17 protein-coding genes and 2 pseudogenes are annotated in these 15,355 nt (G+C 59.9%); 10 read left to right on the top strand and 9 right to left on the bottom strand.

Annotated features, from left to right (window positions below; all coding sequences use genetic code 11):
* Window positions 1-157 precede the first annotated feature (157 nt).
* Both LJU32_11560 and LJU32_11555 read left to right on the top strand, forming a co-directional pair.
* Window positions 158-627: pseudogene (locus LJU32_11560) on the top strand (RNA methyltransferase).
* Between the two features lie 81 nt (window positions 628-708).
* Window positions 709-1,086, top strand: a complete 378-nt coding sequence (locus tag LJU32_11555) for a DUF2892 domain-containing protein (protein WKV90694.1) — start codon at window positions 709-711, stop codon at window positions 1,084-1,086.
* A 112-nt stretch (window positions 1,087-1,198) separates the two neighbouring features.
* On the opposite strand, the gene LJU32_11550 is transcribed toward LJU32_11555, so the two are convergent.
* From LJU32_11550 to LJU32_11530, 5 genes and pseudogenes are all read right to left on the bottom strand, one after another.
* Window positions 1,199-1,648 (bottom strand): YcgN family cysteine cluster protein, encoded by a 450-nt coding sequence (locus tag LJU32_11550; protein ID WKV90693.1) that lies wholly within the window; start codon window positions 1,646-1,648, stop codon window positions 1,199-1,201.
* A 252-nt stretch (window positions 1,649-1,900) separates the two neighbouring features.
* Window positions 1,901-2,833: a D-2-hydroxyacid dehydrogenase gene (locus LJU32_11545; protein WKV90692.1), complete on the bottom strand. Its 933-nt coding sequence runs from the start codon at window positions 2,831-2,833 to the stop codon at window positions 1,901-1,903.
* Window positions 2,834-2,938: 105 nt separating this feature from the next.
* Window positions 2,939-3,232 (bottom strand): YcgL domain-containing protein, encoded by a 294-nt coding sequence (locus LJU32_11540; protein ID WKV90691.1) that lies wholly within the window; start codon window positions 3,230-3,232, stop codon window positions 2,939-2,941.
* Window positions 3,229-4,362 carry a ribonuclease D gene (gene rnd, locus LJU32_11535; protein ID WKV90690.1) on the bottom strand — a complete coding sequence of 378 codons (1,134 nt, stop codon included), beginning with the start codon at window positions 4,360-4,362 and terminating at the stop codon, window positions 3,229-3,231. The genes LJU32_11540 and rnd overlap by 4 nt, the downstream gene beginning before the upstream one ends.
* 163 nt (window positions 4,363-4,525) lie before the next feature.
* Window positions 4,526-6,174, bottom strand: a pseudogene (locus tag LJU32_11530) (phosphoethanolamine--lipid A transferase).
* A gap of 314 nt (window positions 6,175-6,488) precedes the next feature.
* Here LJU32_11530 and LJU32_11525 point away from each other — a divergent pair.
* Both LJU32_11525 and LJU32_11520 read left to right on the top strand, forming a co-directional pair.
* Window positions 6,489-7,661 carry a cyanate transporter gene (locus LJU32_11525; GenBank protein ID WKV90689.1) on the top strand — a complete coding sequence of 391 codons (1,173 nt, stop codon included), beginning with the start codon at window positions 6,489-6,491 and terminating at the stop codon, window positions 7,659-7,661.
* Between the two features lie 175 nt (window positions 7,662-7,836).
* Window positions 7,837-8,772: a LysR family transcriptional regulator gene (locus LJU32_11520; GenBank protein ID WKV90688.1), complete on the top strand. Its 936-nt coding sequence runs from the start codon at window positions 7,837-7,839 to the stop codon at window positions 8,770-8,772.
* Between the two features lie 3 nt (window positions 8,773-8,775).
* On the opposite strand, the gene LJU32_11515 is transcribed toward LJU32_11520, so the two are convergent.
* The gene (locus LJU32_11515) at window positions 8,776-9,141 is read right to left on the bottom strand and encodes a 5-carboxymethyl-2-hydroxymuconate Delta-isomerase (protein ID WKV90687.1); all 366 of its coding nucleotides are present in this window, start codon (window positions 9,139-9,141) and stop codon (window positions 8,776-8,778) included.
* A gap of 166 nt (window positions 9,142-9,307) precedes the next feature.
* The gene (locus tag LJU32_11510) at window positions 9,308-10,237 is read right to left on the bottom strand and encodes a LysR family transcriptional regulator (protein WKV90686.1); all 930 of its coding nucleotides are present in this window, start codon (window positions 10,235-10,237) and stop codon (window positions 9,308-9,310) included.
* A gap of 199 nt (window positions 10,238-10,436) precedes the next feature.
* On the opposite strand from LJU32_11510, the gene LJU32_11505 reads away from it, so the two are divergent.
* The 6 genes from LJU32_11505 (at window position 10,437) to LJU32_11480 (ending at window position 14,128) form a co-directional block, all read left to right on the top strand.
* Window positions 10,437-10,628: a DUF1508 domain-containing protein gene (locus tag LJU32_11505; GenBank protein ID WKV90685.1), complete on the top strand. Its 192-nt coding sequence runs from the start codon at window positions 10,437-10,439 to the stop codon at window positions 10,626-10,628.
* 133 nt (window positions 10,629-10,761) lie between these two features.
* The gene (locus LJU32_11500; protein WKV90684.1) at window positions 10,762-10,986 is read left to right on the top strand and encodes a hypothetical protein; all 225 of its coding nucleotides are present in this window, start codon (window positions 10,762-10,764) and stop codon (window positions 10,984-10,986) included.
* Window positions 10,987-11,035: 49 nt separating this feature from the next.
* Entirely contained in the window at window positions 11,036-11,557 is a 522-nt protein-coding gene (locus tag LJU32_11495) for a DUF4142 domain-containing protein (protein ID WKV90683.1), read from the top strand.
* A 33-nt stretch (window positions 11,558-11,590) separates the two neighbouring features.
* Window positions 11,591-13,117 carry a DUF3459 domain-containing protein gene (locus LJU32_11490; protein WKV90682.1) on the top strand — a complete coding sequence of 509 codons (1,527 nt, stop codon included), beginning with the start codon at window positions 11,591-11,593 and terminating at the stop codon, window positions 13,115-13,117.
* Window positions 13,118-13,119: 2 nt separating this feature from the next.
* The gene (locus tag LJU32_11485; GenBank protein ID WKV90681.1) at window positions 13,120-13,629 is read left to right on the top strand and encodes a hypothetical protein; all 510 of its coding nucleotides are present in this window, start codon (window positions 13,120-13,122) and stop codon (window positions 13,627-13,629) included.
* A 43-nt stretch (window positions 13,630-13,672) separates the two neighbouring features.
* Complete coding sequence (locus LJU32_11480) at window positions 13,673-14,128, top strand: hypothetical protein (protein WKV90680.1); 456 nt, start codon at window positions 13,673-13,675, stop codon at window positions 14,126-14,128.
* Here the strand turns inward: LJU32_11480 and LJU32_11475 are convergent.
* Together LJU32_11475 and LJU32_11470 are read right to left on the bottom strand one after the other, a co-directional pair.
* The gene (locus tag LJU32_11475; GenBank protein ID WKV90679.1) at window positions 14,117-15,094 is read right to left on the bottom strand and encodes an SDR family oxidoreductase; all 978 of its coding nucleotides are present in this window, start codon (window positions 15,092-15,094) and stop codon (window positions 14,117-14,119) included. The genes LJU32_11480 and LJU32_11475 overlap by 12 nt on opposite strands.
* A gap of 19 nt (window positions 15,095-15,113) precedes the next feature.
* Window positions 15,114-15,344: a hypothetical protein gene (locus tag LJU32_11470; GenBank protein ID WKV90678.1), complete on the bottom strand. Its 231-nt coding sequence runs from the start codon at window positions 15,342-15,344 to the stop codon at window positions 15,114-15,116.
* Between the last annotated feature and the right edge of the window lie 11 nt (window positions 15,345-15,355).

The raw sequence follows: 15,355 nt of genomic DNA, 5'->3' as shown, positions 1-15,355 counted from the left end.
AAGCTCGCTCCCACACTGGATCGGTGTCATGCACAAAACCACTGTGGGAGCGAGCTTGCTCGCGAAGGCGGCCGTTCGGGCACCGCCAATCCATGATCTGACCACAACCGCCCAATCCCCGTATAATCCCGCTCTTTTTCCCGAAGGCATCCCGCTCGTGGCAGACAAACGGTACAGCTGCATTGGTTTGTATAACCCCAAATCACCGGAGAACGTCGGCTCGGTGATGCGCGCCGCAGGGTGTTACGGCGTGGCGTCGGTGTTCTACACCGGCAAGCGTTATGAACGCGCCGCCGATTTCGTCACCGACACCAAGCGCGTGCACTACGACATCCCGCTGATCGGCATCGACGACCTGAAAAAATTCTCCCGCTCAACTGCGTGCCCGTGGCGGTGGAGCTGGTCGAAGGCGCCCGGCCGCTGCCGGAATACACCCACCCCGACCGCGCGCTGTACATCTTCGGCCCGGAAGACGGCTCGCTGGATAAAGAGATTCGCGACTGGTGCGAAGACGTCGTGTACATCCCGACCACCGGCTGCATGAACCTCGCCGCCACCGTCAATGTCGTGCTCTACGACCGCATGGCCAAAGGGCTGAATACCCGCTCCGGGCCGAAATTCCGCTGAAGCGTCGCACATTCGATGGAACAAGCTGACCGCCGTGGCAGTCAGCTTATCTATCAATCGCACCCTGCCTGGAGATAGATCATGAGCGAGCTCAAACGCGTAGAACGCATCGAATCCACCCCGTTCCAGTCGCCTGCGCACAAAAATGTGCATGGATGGGAGCGCGTCGGCTCGTTGACCGGCGGCGTGTTGATGGTCGGCAAGGGCCTGCGCCGGGGCGGCGTGTTCGGCCTGATTCAAGTGGCGCTCGGCGGCATGGCCGTGGCCCGTGGCATTACCGGGCACTGCTCGGCGAAAAGCCTGCTGGAAAAAGGCCGTCAGGACATGAGCAACGTGCGGGCGAAGATCGAACGCGCCGGGGAAGAACTGAGCAAGCTGAAGACCAATGCCGAAGTGGCTACTGAAACAGCCACTGTGACCGGCAATGATTCGCTGACCTCGCCGAAAGCCGGGGTTTGATCCGGGATCCTCAGCGCCGCTGATGGCCTCTTCGCTGGCAAGCCAGCTCCCACAGAAAAACCTGTGGGAGCTGGCTTGCCAGCGATTGCGATATACCTGAAGGGAGAAAATTTCAGCCCGCGCGAAAGATCAGATGATCTTCCCAGTCATCCTCCGGCACGCTGCCTTCAGCGAGCATGCGCCCGGATTGGGAAATCCGCTCATGGTGCACCGCATCGCGGTCGCCACACACCAGGTGATGCCATAACGGCAGATCCTTGCCCTCGCTGACCAGACGATAACCACAGGTCGGCGGCAGCCATTTGAATTGTTCCGCCTGACCCGGCGTTAGCTGAATGCAGTCCGGGACAAACTTGATCCGGTTCGGATAATCGCTGCACTGGCAGGTTTTCAGATCCAGCAGTTTGCAGGCTATGCGCGTGTAATAGACGCTGTTGTCTTCTTCGTCCTCGAGCTTTTGCAGGCAGCACAGACCGCAGCCGTCACACAGCGATTCCCATTCCTCGTGATCGAGTTGATCGAGGGTTTTGCGTTTCCAGAACGGTTCGACTATGGCGGCCATGGCTCAAGCATCAACATCAAGGTGGTGAAAAGGCCGCCAGTCTAGTGCCAGCGGAGGCAAGGGCCAAGCGCTGGCGACTGCCGGTAAATCCGCTTGTCAGCGCCAGCGCCGCCCGCTGAGCAAACTGGTGGCTGCACTTTGAAACCAATGTGGGAGCGAGCCTGCTCGCGAAAGCGCTGTGTCAGACACGCTGTTGTCGACTGACACGCCCTCTTCGCGAGCGGGCTCGCTGCCACAGCGAAATCGGGTGAGTCAGTAACCGCGGGTGAAATCCACCTCGCCACGCAACGCCTCACCCGCCTCGTACGCTTTCAGGTTGTGCACGAACAAATCCACCATCAACGCCGGCGATGTCGGTGCCGAGCTGTGTCCGGTGAGCAGCAAGCCCCAAGCGGTCCAGAAGGGGTGGCGTTGCGGCAATGGTTCCTGGCGGCAGACGTCGATCACCGCGCCGGCCAGATGCCCTTCTTTCAAAGCCTCGACCAGATCGGCATCGACCACCGCGACACCGCGTCCAGCGTTGATGAACAACCCGGTCGGTTTGAATTGCTTGAACAGCGCCGCGTCGTAGATATCGTGGGTGTGTTCGGTGTTCGGTAGCAGATTGACCACGTAGTCCACCTCGCCCACCAACCGTGGCAGATCGGCCAGCGCGCCGACTTCGACGAATGGCGCCTGTTCCCGCGCGGTGCTGGCGATGCCGTACAGCTCGACGCCGAACGGCAGCAGAAATTGCGCGACACTTTGGCCAATGTCACCGGTGCCGACGATCAGCACCTTGCGCCCGACCAGACTCTGGCCGCTGCGGTTGTCCCACTTGCGCTCGACCTGACTGACCAGCCGCGCGAGCACTTCGCGTTCGTGGCCAAGGATGTAGGTCAGCACGTATTCGGCCATGACCTGACCGAAAATCCCCACGGCGCGGGTCAGGCGATAATCGCGGCGCAGGCCGTCGGCGAGCAGCGGCGTGATGCCGGCCCAGGTCGATTGCAGCCATTGCGGTTGATGCCCTTGGCGCAGCAGGGTCGCCAGCAGATCCGGCTGGCCCAGCCACACCGGGCAATCGGCGGCCTGACGCGCCAGTTCGGCGGAGTCGCCGCTGGTCAGGACTTCAAGCTCGGGCAGTGCCTGACGCAGCAGGCGGGCGTATATCGCGTGGTCGTGTTCGGCAATCAGAACGCGCATCTTCAAACCTTTCGCAAACCGTGCAGACGGCCGCCGGGTTGGGGCCGGCCATCGCGGTAAAAACAGTTCCAGGGTTAACCGAGGCCCAGGACAGGGCCTCGCGGGTCAGACCGGGTCGTTGCGTCGCAGCAACTCTTCGGGCAGGTGCTCGATGTACTCGTCCTCGGCCGGTGGCATCTGCAGGTGATAGCCCTGCTTGTCGAGGTTTTCCAGGACCACAGTAATATCTTCGCTGGCCAGTTTGCGCTCGGGCGACAGCACCAGATCGAACGAATGCTTCGCTTTGCCGAAAGCCGTCATCAGCGCATCCGGCACGCGCTCGAGCGCATCGCTCTTGAGCACGTAAAGATACATGCCGCTGCGCTTGGAGCTTTGGTAGATGGAGCAAATACGTTTCAAGGCTGTTCTCCGGCGGTGGCCAGGCTGTCGAGCAGCTTCTGGCCGAGCAATTCGCGGCGCCAGCCACGCAACGAATCGGGCAATTGGTAAGGCCCCTCGGGAAAGCCGCTTTTGACCAGGGCTTCGAGGGTTTTCTTGCGCAGCATCAGTTCCGGCGCAATACCCAGGCGTTCGGCCTCAGCCTGGCCCAGTGCGCGCAGTTGTTTGATCAGCGCAGCGGCTTCGATCGGCAACGGCTCCGGCACTGCCGGCGGCCATTGATCAGGGCTCACACTGCCAGAGCGCTTGATCAGATCAAGCAGAAACTGCCCGTCCTGACGTACGGTACGCGGGTGCATGTCTTCGATCTTGCCTAGCGCCGCGAGGTTATCCGGCTGCGTGCGGGCCAGGGGCCACAGCGAGTGTTCACGAACAATGCGGTTGCGCGGCAAGTCGCGGGCACGGGCTTCTTTTTCGCGCCAGGCGCACAGTTCACGCAGCACAGCGAGTTGCGCGCGGGACAGCTTCCACGCCAGTTTCGCCTCGCGATAGACCTCGTACGGATCGGTCTCGCGGCGCAGGTTGGCGACGAGTTCGGCGCCATCTTCCAGCACCCAGGCGAACTTGTCGTCGGACAGCTTGGGGCGTAACTCGACGAACACCTCGGCCAGATGCACGGCATCTTCGGCGGCATAGCTGATCTGGGTTTCGGACAGCGGACGCTGCAACCAGTCGGAGCGGGTTTCGCCCTTGGGCAGGTCGATGCCGAGCACCTCCTGCACCAGACGCGAGTAGCCCATCGAGAAACCGAGATTCAGATAAGCGGCGGCCAGTTGCGTGTCAAACAATGGCGCCGGCAGGCTGCCGGTCAGGCGCAGCAGCACTTCGAGGTCTTCGCTGCAGGCGTGCAGGACTTTCAGCACCGCCGGGTTCTCCAGCAGCGCGGCCAGCGGTTGCCAGGCGTTGATGGTCAGCGGATCGATCAGGTAGGCGCGCTTGCCGTCGCCGATCTGTAACAGGCCGGCAATCGGGTAGAAGGTGTCGACCCGCATGAATTCGGTGTCGAGGGCAACGAACGGCAGCTGCTGCCACTCGGCGCAAAACTGCGCGAGGCTTTCGTTGTCGCGAATCCAGTGAATATCGATAGCCACACGGCTCTCCCTTGAAGAATGGCGCGCAGTATATATCGCCACCGACGATTTACGCGCCTTTGCAGGGCAAGAGCTGTAAGGAAATATCTTGCCTGTCAGCAAGAATAGTCTGACAGCAGAAACAGAAAGGCCTGTCGCATCGACGCGACGGGCCGCAAACGCTTCACTCCTTGGCCAACACGCCGTCGATCACCGCGCCGCGACAGCCGGCAAACATGTCCAAGGCAGGTTGATAAACGCTGCTGCGCACCTCCAGCAGACCGAGCATCGAGTGGAACAGGTTGTCCTGACTCAGCGGTTTGTCCCGGCTCATTTGCAAACAGTGTGTGTCGACCGAGTAAGCCTTCTGATAACTGTCGGAGAACCACGCCAGCATCGCTACATGCTTTTGTTGCTCAGGCGCCAACATGTACGGCGTGCCGTGCAGAAACAGGTTGTACTCGCCCAGCGATTCGCCGTGATCGGACAGATAAAGCATGGCGGTGTCGACTTTGTCCTGATTAATGCGCAACACATCGATCAGGCTCGCCAGCACATGGTCGGTGTACACCAGTGTGTTGTCGTAACCGTTGACGATACTTTCGCGGCTGCAATTGTTCAGTGCGTTACTTTCACAGACCGGAGTGAAGTGTTCGTACTCCTTGGGATAACGCTTGAAGTAATCCGGGCCGTGACTGCCCATCTGGTGCAGAACCAGCACGGTGTCCTTGTCCAGATGATCGATGAAACTTTGCAGGCCCTGCAGAAGTATTTCATCACGGCATTCGCTGTTGGCGCAGAGCGCCGGATCCTGCAACTTGCTGACATCCTGCACCGTGACGCGGTCGCAAGTGCCCTTGCAGCCGGACTGGTTATCGCGCCAGATCACATCAATGCCGGCCCGCTTGAGCACATCGAGCAAACCTTCTTCGTTCTTGGCTTTGCTGGCGTTGTAATCCTTGCGGCCCATGTTGGAGAACATGCATGGCACCGAAACCGCAGTTTCCGTGCCGCAGGAATGCACATCGGTAAAGGCGATCAGCCCGGCCTCCTTGTTCAGCTGCGGCGTGGTGTCTCGGTCGTAACCGAGAATGCCGAAGTTCTGCGCCCGCGCACTTTCCCCACCACCAGCACCGTCAGCGATTTGCGTGGCTGGAACTGCAAGTCGGGATTGCGCTGGGCATCTTCGCCAATCTTGATAAACGGCTGCTGCGCCGAAACCACTTGCTCCTGCAGGTAACCAATGGATGCGCCGATGTAATTGCTCGGCACCAGCATCAGGCGAATTTCGTGATGATTGCGAAACAGCGACGACAAGCCTTGGTAGTTGGCCAATGCGACTACACCGATCACTGCCGCAGAGGCGACACTGACGATAACTTTGCTGAACAACTCACGATGCCAGCGCCGATAATTGACCGGTACTTTCCACAACAACAAACACGGCAAAACACCCAGCAAGAGAATATAAGCGAATAACTTCAACGAGAGCAGATCACGCACTTCCGTCGCATTGGTTTCGGCAAAGTTACGCAACATGCCGGCATCGATCATCACGCCATATTGGCTCATGAAATAAGCCACGCCGGCGCTGACTAAAAACAAAAGAGTCAACAGTGGTTTAAGCAGTGGCCGGAAAGCGAATAACGTCAGCACGATATTGAACGCGGCAAAGATCATCACGCCAAACGCCACGCGCATGGCGATGCCCTTGCCGTCGGCAGCGGTGATCTCGAGCAGATGTTGCCAAAGCACCAGATTGAAACCGAGCAACAAAAAGGCGCTGGCGAACAACGTCACCCATTCCGGGCGCACGGCTTTTAACTTCAACATGATGAGTGACAGTTCCTGAAAGAAGAGCCTCGTCAATTGTGAAAAATTCATTCACCGAGGCATGACAAACTTTAGGCAGGCATGGATCAATTTTTCGTGAAAAAGATGCTAATGATTAGTTGCTTTCGAGTACCGAGATGAAAGTTTGCGCGTATTTGAGAATGGTTCAGGTTTTATTCAGTTTCTCGCCGTTCACAATTTCCTTGCAGGAGTGCGGTGTTATCGAGTTTTTAGGTCTGGCCCGGGATTTTCTGATTTGCCGATGCGCGCGTCGCCACGCTTAATCACCAGCCTCTGCAATCGAAGATCCGCTGATGAATCAAACCCGCCCTGCTGTCTGGCTGATGCTGGCAATCGTCCTCGTCGCACTCAACCTGCGCCCCTCAATGGCAGCTATCGGGCCGCTGCTTTCGGCGATCCGTGGCGATATCCCGTTGAGCTTTACCATTGCCTCTCTGTTAACGATGCTGCCGGTCATGGCCATGGGACTGGCGATGTTCTTCGGCCTGAGCATCAGCGAGCGCATGGGCGAACAGCGCACTATTTTGCTGTCATTGCTGATCATCGGGCTGGCGACCCTGTCGCGGCTGTTTATCGATTCGGCCATTGAACTGATCGTCAGCGCAATAGTGGTCGGTACTGGCATCGCGTTGATCCAGGCGTTGATGCCGGTGCTGATCAAGTCGCGCTTCCCTGACAACGTGGCGTTATGCATGGGCGTCTACGTCACGTCGATCATGGGCGGCGCCGCGATTGCCGCCTCGTTCGCGCCACTGGTGCTGGCGCAGGCCGGCAGTTGGCGTGTGGGGCTGGCCATCTGGGCCGCGCTGGCATTGATCGCGTTGCTGGTCTGGTGCTTGCAGCCGGCGCAAACCGTATCAAGGGTGACCCAGCGGGAGTCTTTCATAACGCGCCGCCGCGCCTGGTTGCTGGCGATTTTCTTTGGCCTCGGTACGGCGTCCTACACCTGCATCCTCGCCTGGCTCGCCCCGTACTACGTGGAAAAAGGCTGGAGCGAACAAAACGCCGGGTTGCTGTTGGGTTTTCTTACGGCGATGGAGGTCATTTCCGGCCTGGCAGTGCCGGCGATCGCCAATCGCAGTCATGATCGACGCGCAATACTGGCGGTTTTGCTGATGCTGATCATCGGCGGTTTCTGCGGGCTGATATTCGCCCCGGCGCATCTGGTCCTGCTGTGGCCGTGTTTGTTGGGGCTCGGGATTGGCGGCCTGTTTCCAATGAGCCTGATCGTCGCGCTGGATCACTGCGACGAGCCGCAGCGCGCCGGAGGCCTGACCGCGTTCGTGCAGGGGATCGGCTATCTGATCGCCGGACTTTCGCCGCTGTTGGCAGGCCTGATCCGCGATCGGCTGGGCAATTTCGAAGGCGCGTGGTGGGCGCTGACGGCGGTGATGGTAATCATGCTGCTGATGGTGATGCGCTTCGACCCACGCCACTACGCGCGCCACTTGCCTGGCCCGGACTAGAGGCCTCTGGCCATCTTTCCCGCACGGGATTGGCAACGTCGTGTTGCTAAAAGTTTCTGTCCCACATGTATCCGTGAAACGCCCTACAAGGGTTTCTCCTGGCACCATCGTTCCGTTAGGATCGTACGCACACGTTTGCGCGAATTCTGCGCAAGGGCACAGCGAGACGGAACTCATGCTGAACAGTAATTTGCTTCGCAAGCTCGACATGCAGGATTTGATGGTATTTGTCGCCGTGTATGAGCAGAGCAGCGTCACCGATGTCTCGGAAACGCTGTTTGTCAGTCAGTCCACCGTCAGTTATTGCCTGAAGAAACTGCGCACCAGTTTCGAAGACGAGTTGTTCATCAATACCCGCACCGGCATGCGCCCGACCTACAAGGCCTGCAGCATGTATGGCCATGTGCAGAAGATCCTCGAAAGCATCAACCTCTGCCACGCTGGTGCCCCGGCCTTCGACCCGAGCCGGCAAGCGGTGACCTTCAACATCTGCGCGCCGGAATATTTCGAGCAATTGATCCTGCCGCGCCTGTTGAAGCGCTTCGATTTCGACGACTTGCCGGTGATGGTCAACATGCACAAGTTTGAAACCGACGTGCCGGCCGATGAGCTGCGCGACGGCAGCCTCGATCTGGTGATCAGTTTCGGCCCGCACTTTCACCGCCAGCATGCAGATCTGAAATCACGGATGCTGCTGGAAGATGACCTGGTCTGTGTCTTCGACAAACGCGCCACACCACTGGAGCCGCGCCTGAGCCTGCAAGCATTCACCGAGCGTCGGCATGTATTCCCGACGCCGTGGACTTCGAGCACCAACATGGTCGACGGCTGGCTGGCGCGGCAGGCGCAGAAACGCCAGATCGTCGCGCGCTCGAACAGCTACAGCGCCGCGTTGAAAATGATTACCGGCACTGATTTCATCCTCACCCTGCCCCGGCGTATCCAGCGTTTGCTGACCAACGATGCAGTGTTCAATCACTGCGAGGCGCCGAATGGCTTGCCGGGTTTCACTCTCGACATGCAGTGGAGCCAGAACGCCGATCAGGACAGCGCCAACCTCTGGCTGCGCGAGCAGGTGATTCAGGTGTGCAGCGAGCTGGAAAGCGTCTGAGCCTCAGATGCCGATCGCGGCCTTGCTGTAGGACTCGCGATCGATGTCGAGCAGTTCGACGCACAGTTGAACTTGGAGCCCGGCCGGCCATTCGCACAGTTCCTGCAACACCGCCAGCAGGCTTTGCGAGAGCTGCTTTTTGATCTCCGCCGAGCGCCCGCTGAGCAATGCCAGTTTCACATGGACGAAGGCGCGCTCGCCGAGGGCCGTGCCGACCTTGAAGTTCTCCACCTTGATCGCGCGGCTCTTGATATCGAACTCGGCACCAAACTGTCCGGAACCGACCAGCGTGTTGTTGAGCCGGATCAGGGCGATGTCAGCATTCAACTGCGTCAGGTTGGCGGTGTATTCCACGTGCAGGTGTGGCATTGCGGATCTCCAGTCGGCGGATGCGGGGGCGTACGTATACCACAGTCGGCTCAATGCATTACCTGCAGGAGCTGTCGAGTGAAACGAGGCTGCGAGCTTTTGATTTTGTGTTTTTCACAATCAAGATCAAAAGATCGTCCGATCGGGCCCGAGCGTTCGGCAGCGCCTACAAGGGATCGTGGTGCTCAGTTGGTCGTTCACTCATGAACGCTTCCAGCCGCGAACGCAGCCAGCGTTCGGCCGGGTCGCTGTCGACGTGGCTGAGCCAGACCATCGACAGGTCCAGCGTCGGCGTCTTGAACGGGAACGGCTCCTTGAACAGCGACCCGGACGCCGCCATCGCCGCGGCGGTGTAATCCGGCAGACTGGCGATCAGGTCGGTGCCTGCCAGCAGTGCCGGTAGTGCGCTGTACTGGGGCACCGACAACACCACCTGCCGCGTGCGCCCCAACTCCGCCAGCCACTCATCGGCATAGCCACTGACATTGGCCGTGTGCGACACCAGCACATGCGGGCGAGCGCAATATTCGTCGAGGGTCAGCGGTGTATCAGAGGCATCGGCGCGCAGGATGCTCGGCTGAATATGGCGCAGCAGTTTGCGTTTGGCGTTGGCGGGCAGGCCACGGGTCTGGCTGATGCCGACGGTGATGTCGCCAGCCGCAAGAAGGTCGGGAATGCGCCAGTAATCGACATGCTGTACGACGAACACAACGTTCGGTGCCTCTTGGCGCAGCGCGCGCAACAGCGGCGGCAGCAGGCCGAATTCGACGTCATCGGAAAGGCCGATGCGAAAGGTCATGGTGCTGGTGGCGGGGTCGAAATCGCGGGTCAGGCTCAAAGCCGCCGACAGTGAATCCAGTGCCGGTTTCAGATGGCGGTAGATATCTTCGGCGCGGGCCGTCGGTTCCATGCGATGGCCGACGCGGATGAACAGCGGGTCGTTAAGCATCGTGCGCAAACGGTTGAGCGCCGAGCTGATGGTCGGCTGGCCGAGGAACAGCTTCTCCGCCGCGCGGGTCACGTTGCGTTCGAGCATCAGGGTCTCGAACACCACCATCAGGTTGATGTCGGCCTTGCGTAGTTCATTGCGATTCATCCATTGCCCCTGCTCCCGGAATAGCGGCAGTGTAGAAAGGCCTTGGGGATGCCGTCCATAAACGTTTATGCGGCAGCTTTTGCAGAAACATCCGCGAACGATTGGAAACAAATCCGCGATAGCCAAAAAACCGCTGCGCTAGGCTTGCGTCGATGCGCCACAGAGGTTGGCGCGCCTATCAATCGCAGGGAGCGAACCCATGTATTTCGAAATCTACCGACAAACCCGCGGCACCCCGAGCACTGGCAAAGGCCAATGGCGCTGGCGTCTGCGCGCGCGCAACCACGAGACGGTGGCCAGCGGCGAGTCGTATGTGAACAAGGCCGATTGCCTGCACGTGATCAACCTGATCAAAGCCGTACAGGGCGAGACGCCAATCAAGGAGATTTGAGCGAGACCCTTTTCATCGGCGAAGCGGCACCGTCTGTCGCCGTTCAAAGCGTTTATTTGAATGCTCGTCAGCGGTGTTCATCAAAGGTGCATGTACTGCAATGTTTGCTGCCATGCACTCAAGGATTCCAGCCATGTCCCATGAGCACCGCTACCTCATCAGTTTCATCGTCGACAACCAGCCGCAAAGCCGCACGCTGATCCACGATGGCGACACTCTCGACCCCGGTCTCGCTGAAACCCTGGTCAAGACCGCTTTCCCCGAATTGAAGGCTGCTTCACTGAGCGACGTCCAGGTGCAGAAACGCACCAAGCCCGACGAAGGCGACAATATCCCCGGCCACTATCAGCAACCATGAGTCGGGCCCGGGCCGCCACCCTCCATTGATGCTGCGGAGTTTACGCGCCATGAAATCACTCGCCGCGATCTGCCTTGCACTGCTGGCTGTAATCGTCCAGCCCAGCCATGCGGACACTATTGATGCCTTCATCGAAGAGGCGGCACAGCAAAGCCTGTTCCAGCACAACAGTTCGCGCATAGCACTGGAAAAGGCCACCCTGCCCGAGATCAAAGCGTTTGCCCGGCAAATGATCGCCGAGCATGAGCGTTTCGATAAGCAAATCCGACAACTGGGGCAAAGCCAGAGTATGGCAGTTCCCACCGAACCTTCGATGGCATCCAAAGCCAAGCAGCTACGCCTTGAATCAAGGGACGACGCCTTCGACCGCATCTACATCGACAGCCAGGCCGAAACCCTCGAGCAAAAGCTGATGCTGTTCAAGAAAGAAGCGATGTCATCGCAAAATCCGCAGCTCAAGGCTTTCGCCCAGTCCGCCTTGCCGGGCATCGAAAAACAGGCCAAAACCGCTCGGGATCTGCAGGAAAAGCTCAAGCCCTCCGCCGGCGCACTGACGCCGCCCAAGCCCTAGATCGATTCCGCAAGCACGGTTCAAGGAGAAACCATGTCGACATCGCCCTGGTGGAAACACGCAGTCATCTATCAGGTCTACCCGCGCTCCTTCGCCGACACCAATGGTGACGGCATTGGTGATCTGCCCGGCCTCATCGCTCGGCTCGATTACCTCAAGGCACTGGGCATCGACGCGCTGTGGCTGTCGCCGGTGTACCGCTCGCCGATGGTCGATGCCGGCTATGACATTTGCGATTACACCGACATCGATCCGCTGTTCGGCCATCTCGCCGATCTCGACAATCTGATCTCACAAGCGCACAACCGTGGCATCAAGGTGCTCATGGATTTCGTGCCCAATCACACTTCCGATCAGCACCCTTGGTTCATCGAATCCCGAGCCAGCCGCGACAGTCGCAAGCGCGACTGGTACATCTGGCGGGATCAACCGAATAACTGGCGCGCCTCCATCGATGGCGGCAGTGCCTGGAGCTGGGACGAGGGCAGCCAGCAATACTATTTGCACTTCTTCTTGCCGCAACAGCCGGACCTGAACTGGCATAACCCCGAAGTCGTGCAGGCCATGCACGAGGTGCTGCGGTTCTGGCTCGATCGCGGCGTCGATGGCTTCCGGATCGATGTGGTGCATTGCGTCGGCAAGGATCCGACATTCGCCGATGATCCGCGCTGCCTGGCCGGCGAAACCATGGTTCAGATCAATGACCAGCCCTACAGCCATGAAGTGCTGCGTGGGTTGCGCCGTCTGGTCGATGGCTACCCTGGCGACCGCGTACTGATCGGCGAGGTGAACATCCGTTCCACCGCGCAGGTAGCCGCCTACTACGGCGCCTGCGATGAACTGCATATGTCCTTCAATTTTCCGCCACTGGATGCGCCCTGGGATCCGGTGGTATTTCGCCTGTGCATTCGCGACGTGGAAAGCCTCCTCGGCGCTCAGTCAGCGTGGCCGACCTGGGCTTTGTCCAACCACGACAACCGACGCATCCGCAGTCGTTACGATGGTTCTCTGCACAGGGCGCGGGCGGCCGCTGTGATGCTGCTGACTCTGCGCGGCACGCCGTTCATTTTTCAAGGTGATGAGCTGGCTCTGGAAGATACCGTGGTCGATGCGCAGACCCGCGTGGACCCCGGTGGCCGCGATGGCAGTCGCGGGCCGATTCCCTGGGCTGCCGATCCACCACACGGCTGGAGCGGGTCTGCGCCGTGGCTGCCCTTCCCGCCCGACGCTGCTGAACTGGCGGTGCAGGTGCAAGAAGCCTCAGCCGAATCAACGCTCACGTTGTATCGCCAATTGCTCGATTGCCGCCGCAAGAGTGAAGCGTTGCGTCTTGGCGACTGGCAGGAATTGCCGTCACACCCGCAAGTGCTGGCGTATCGGCGTCACTGCGCGGGAGACGAACGGATTGTCTGCATCAATTTCGACCAGCGCGAACACAGCTTTCCAATGACCGGTCATTGGCGGGTCGACGTCGCCAGTGACACCGTTGCCGCAAACCAGCCTTTCAACGGAACGCTGGCAGCGGAACAAGCGTTGATCCTGCGCCCGGCCGAGGGCTGATCATGAGCGCCGACTGGTATCGCAAAACCCTGATCTATCAGATTGATCCATCGCTGTTCCTCGACAGCAACGGCGACGGCTGCGGCGACTTGCGCGGAGTCATCGACCGACTCGACTACCTGCAGGCACTGGGTGTCGGCACACTGTGGCTGTTACCGATTTTCGCTTCGCCATTTCGCGATGCCGGGTATGACATCAGCGACCATCGACAGCTCGAGCCGCGCTTCGGCACCGAAGACGATTGGCGCCTGTTGCTCAGGGAGGCGGGCAAGCGCGGCATACGCGTAGTGCTGGAACTGGTATTGCAACACACCAGCAATCAGCACCCGTGGTTTGTTCAAGCACGGCGTGATCGTCATAGTCGCTATCGTGATTACTACATCTGGTCGGATCAGCCAGTGGACGATGGCAACCAGCCGATTTTTCCGTCGGTGGAGGACAGCATCTGGCAGTGGGACGAACAGGCCGGGCAGTTTTACCGCCATTCGCCCATGCCGATTTCTTCGCCGTAACGCACAATCGGCGTACCGGGCAGCGCGTCCGGAAAGACTCTCGGTGCGTACACCGATGCAGTGGTCAGCCGAGCGCAACGCCGGGTTTTCAACCGCCGCTTCAGCCAGGCTGGCCGCACCGGTGGTCAACCATGGGCCGTTTGCTTTTGCGCAGCTGAACGTCGCCGCACAGCAAGCGGATGACCGCTCGTTGCTGAGTCGTTGCCGACGCATCCTGCGAGCGCGCGCGAACCTTGCTGAAGTCGGCGAAGGCCAATGGCAAATACTCGACAGCGGTCATCCTGCAATATTCGCCATCGTGCACCGGGCGCAGTCGTGCACACTGATGTTGTGCAATCTCAGCGATAAACCGGTGAGTCTCGACGACACGCTCGATATCGTTTTGCAAGACTATGAACCGATCCTCGCAGACCGGAAATATGCCGCGCCGGACCGAGGCAATCTGGCCTTGGCCGGCTTCGGCTATCGCTGGTTTCGCTGGCAACCGTCAGAGTTGTAGAAGCACCACGGCCACGAGGCCGGCGATCAGCGCAGACACTGCCAGCACTTGTGTCGAGGTCAAGGCCAGCGCCGCGTCCTTTGATCGGCCGACGAAGCGGCCACGGGTCTGATGCAATCCAGGCTGCGCCTCGAACAGGTTGTCCGGGTGCTCGTTGTCCTCAGGCTCGCTGGTTTGCTGGCCGGACCAGGCGGCGCGCGCCATCAGACGGTCGAGCAAACCCGGCATGACCGATTGGCCGATAATCGCTTTGATCGTCGATCCTCCGAGCCACAACTCTCGCGGCGGATGCTTTACCACACTGAAAATCGCCCGTGCTGCCACGTCGGGGTCGTGAATCGGTGGCACCGGTTGCGGGCGCTTGGGCAATTTGTTGCGGGCCCAATCGAACTGCGGGGTATTGATCGCCGGCAATTGCACCATGCACACGCGAATATGGCTGCGCTCATGCAGCAACTCACAGCGCAATGAATCAGTAAAACCGCGTACAGCAAACTTCGCCCCGCAATAGGCGGCCTGCAACGGAATGGCGCGATAGGCCAACGCCGAGCCGACCTGGATGATCAGGCCCTTGTTGCGCGGGCGCATCAGCGACAGCGCTGCCAAAGTGCCGTGGACCGTGCCGAGATAGGTCACCTGAGTGACGCGCTCGATCTCGGCGGCAGACAATTGTTCTATCGGCGAAAGCACCGTGACCATCGCCGCGTTGACCCAGACCGCCAGCGGCCCAAGCGCGGTTTCCAGTTGCTGGGCGGCCTGCTGCACGGCGAGCGCATCGGCGATGTCGACGCTGACGGCTTCAACCTGAACGCCATACGCTTGCAGCTCCTCTTGCGTGGCGGCCAGTCCCGCCGGATCACGCGCCAATAGGCCGATACGGTAGCCGCCAGCGGCAAACCGGTGAGCCACCGCACGCCCGACGCCGGCACTGGCGCCACTTATCACCACCAAAGGTTGCTCCTGCATGGATCGCCCTCCCTGACGCTCAGTCAATCGGCCCGATATTGATCATCAGGTCTTCGCCCAGCCCTTGCACCTTGGCCAGCACATCCACCGGCGTCTCGCTGGAAAAGTGCACGACGTAGCCCATGCCGCTGCCGTCTTCCTCAATCGCGCTGACCCAAAGCTCCACTTCGTCAGCATCCAGCCCCAGCGCCTGGCCGAACTGGCGGTTGCGGTGATCGGAATCGGTTTCGTCCATCGGATAATCGCTCATGGCCAAAATCT

Origin of the sequence: Pseudomonas sp. B21_DOA (genome assembly GCA_030544685.1) — a bacterium.
Lineage (GTDB): Bacteria > Pseudomonadota > Gammaproteobacteria > Pseudomonadales > Pseudomonadaceae > Aquipseudomonas > Aquipseudomonas fluorescens_AO.
The sequence above is the reverse complement of the archived record's forward strand: the minus strand, read 5'-3'. Positions and strand labels throughout refer to the sequence as shown.

What these genes read in the sequence shown, in the direction of transcription:
- LJU32_11555 (WKV90694.1), top strand. Translation starts at nt 709, where the DNA reads ATGAGCGAGCTCAAACGCGTAGAACGCATCGAATCCACCCCGTTCCAG.
- LJU32_11550 (WKV90693.1), bottom strand. Translation starts at nt 1,648, where the DNA reads ATGGCCGCCATAGTCGAACCGTTCTGGAAACGCAAAACCCTCGATCAA.
- LJU32_11545 (WKV90692.1), bottom strand. Translation starts at nt 2,833, where the DNA reads ATGCGCGTTCTGATTGCCGAACACGACCACGCGATATACGCCCGCCTG.
- LJU32_11525 (WKV90689.1), top strand. Translation starts at nt 6,489, where the DNA reads ATGAATCAAACCCGCCCTGCTGTCTGGCTGATGCTGGCAATCGTCCTC.
- LJU32_11520 (WKV90688.1), top strand. Translation starts at nt 7,837, where the DNA reads ATGCTGAACAGTAATTTGCTTCGCAAGCTCGACATGCAGGATTTGATG.
- LJU32_11515 (WKV90687.1), bottom strand. Translation starts at nt 9,141, where the DNA reads ATGCCACACCTGCACGTGGAATACACCGCCAACCTGACGCAGTTGAAT.
- LJU32_11510 (WKV90686.1), bottom strand. Translation starts at nt 10,237, where the DNA reads ATGAATCGCAATGAACTACGCAAGGCCGACATCAACCTGATGGTGGTG.
- LJU32_11505 (WKV90685.1), top strand. Translation starts at nt 10,437, where the DNA reads ATGTATTTCGAAATCTACCGACAAACCCGCGGCACCCCGAGCACTGGC.
- LJU32_11500 (WKV90684.1), top strand. Translation starts at nt 10,762, where the DNA reads ATGTCCCATGAGCACCGCTACCTCATCAGTTTCATCGTCGACAACCAG.
- LJU32_11495 (WKV90683.1), top strand. Translation starts at nt 11,036, where the DNA reads ATGAAATCACTCGCCGCGATCTGCCTTGCACTGCTGGCTGTAATCGTC.
- LJU32_11490 (WKV90682.1), top strand. Translation starts at nt 11,591, where the DNA reads ATGTCGACATCGCCCTGGTGGAAACACGCAGTCATCTATCAGGTCTAC.
- LJU32_11485 (WKV90681.1), top strand. Translation starts at nt 13,120, where the DNA reads ATGAGCGCCGACTGGTATCGCAAAACCCTGATCTATCAGATTGATCCA.
- LJU32_11475 (WKV90679.1), bottom strand. Translation starts at nt 15,094, where the DNA reads ATGCAGGAGCAACCTTTGGTGGTGATAAGTGGCGCCAGTGCCGGCGTC.
- LJU32_11470 (WKV90678.1), bottom strand. Translation starts at nt 15,344, where the DNA reads ATGAGCGATTATCCGATGGACGAAACCGATTCCGATCACCGCAACCGC.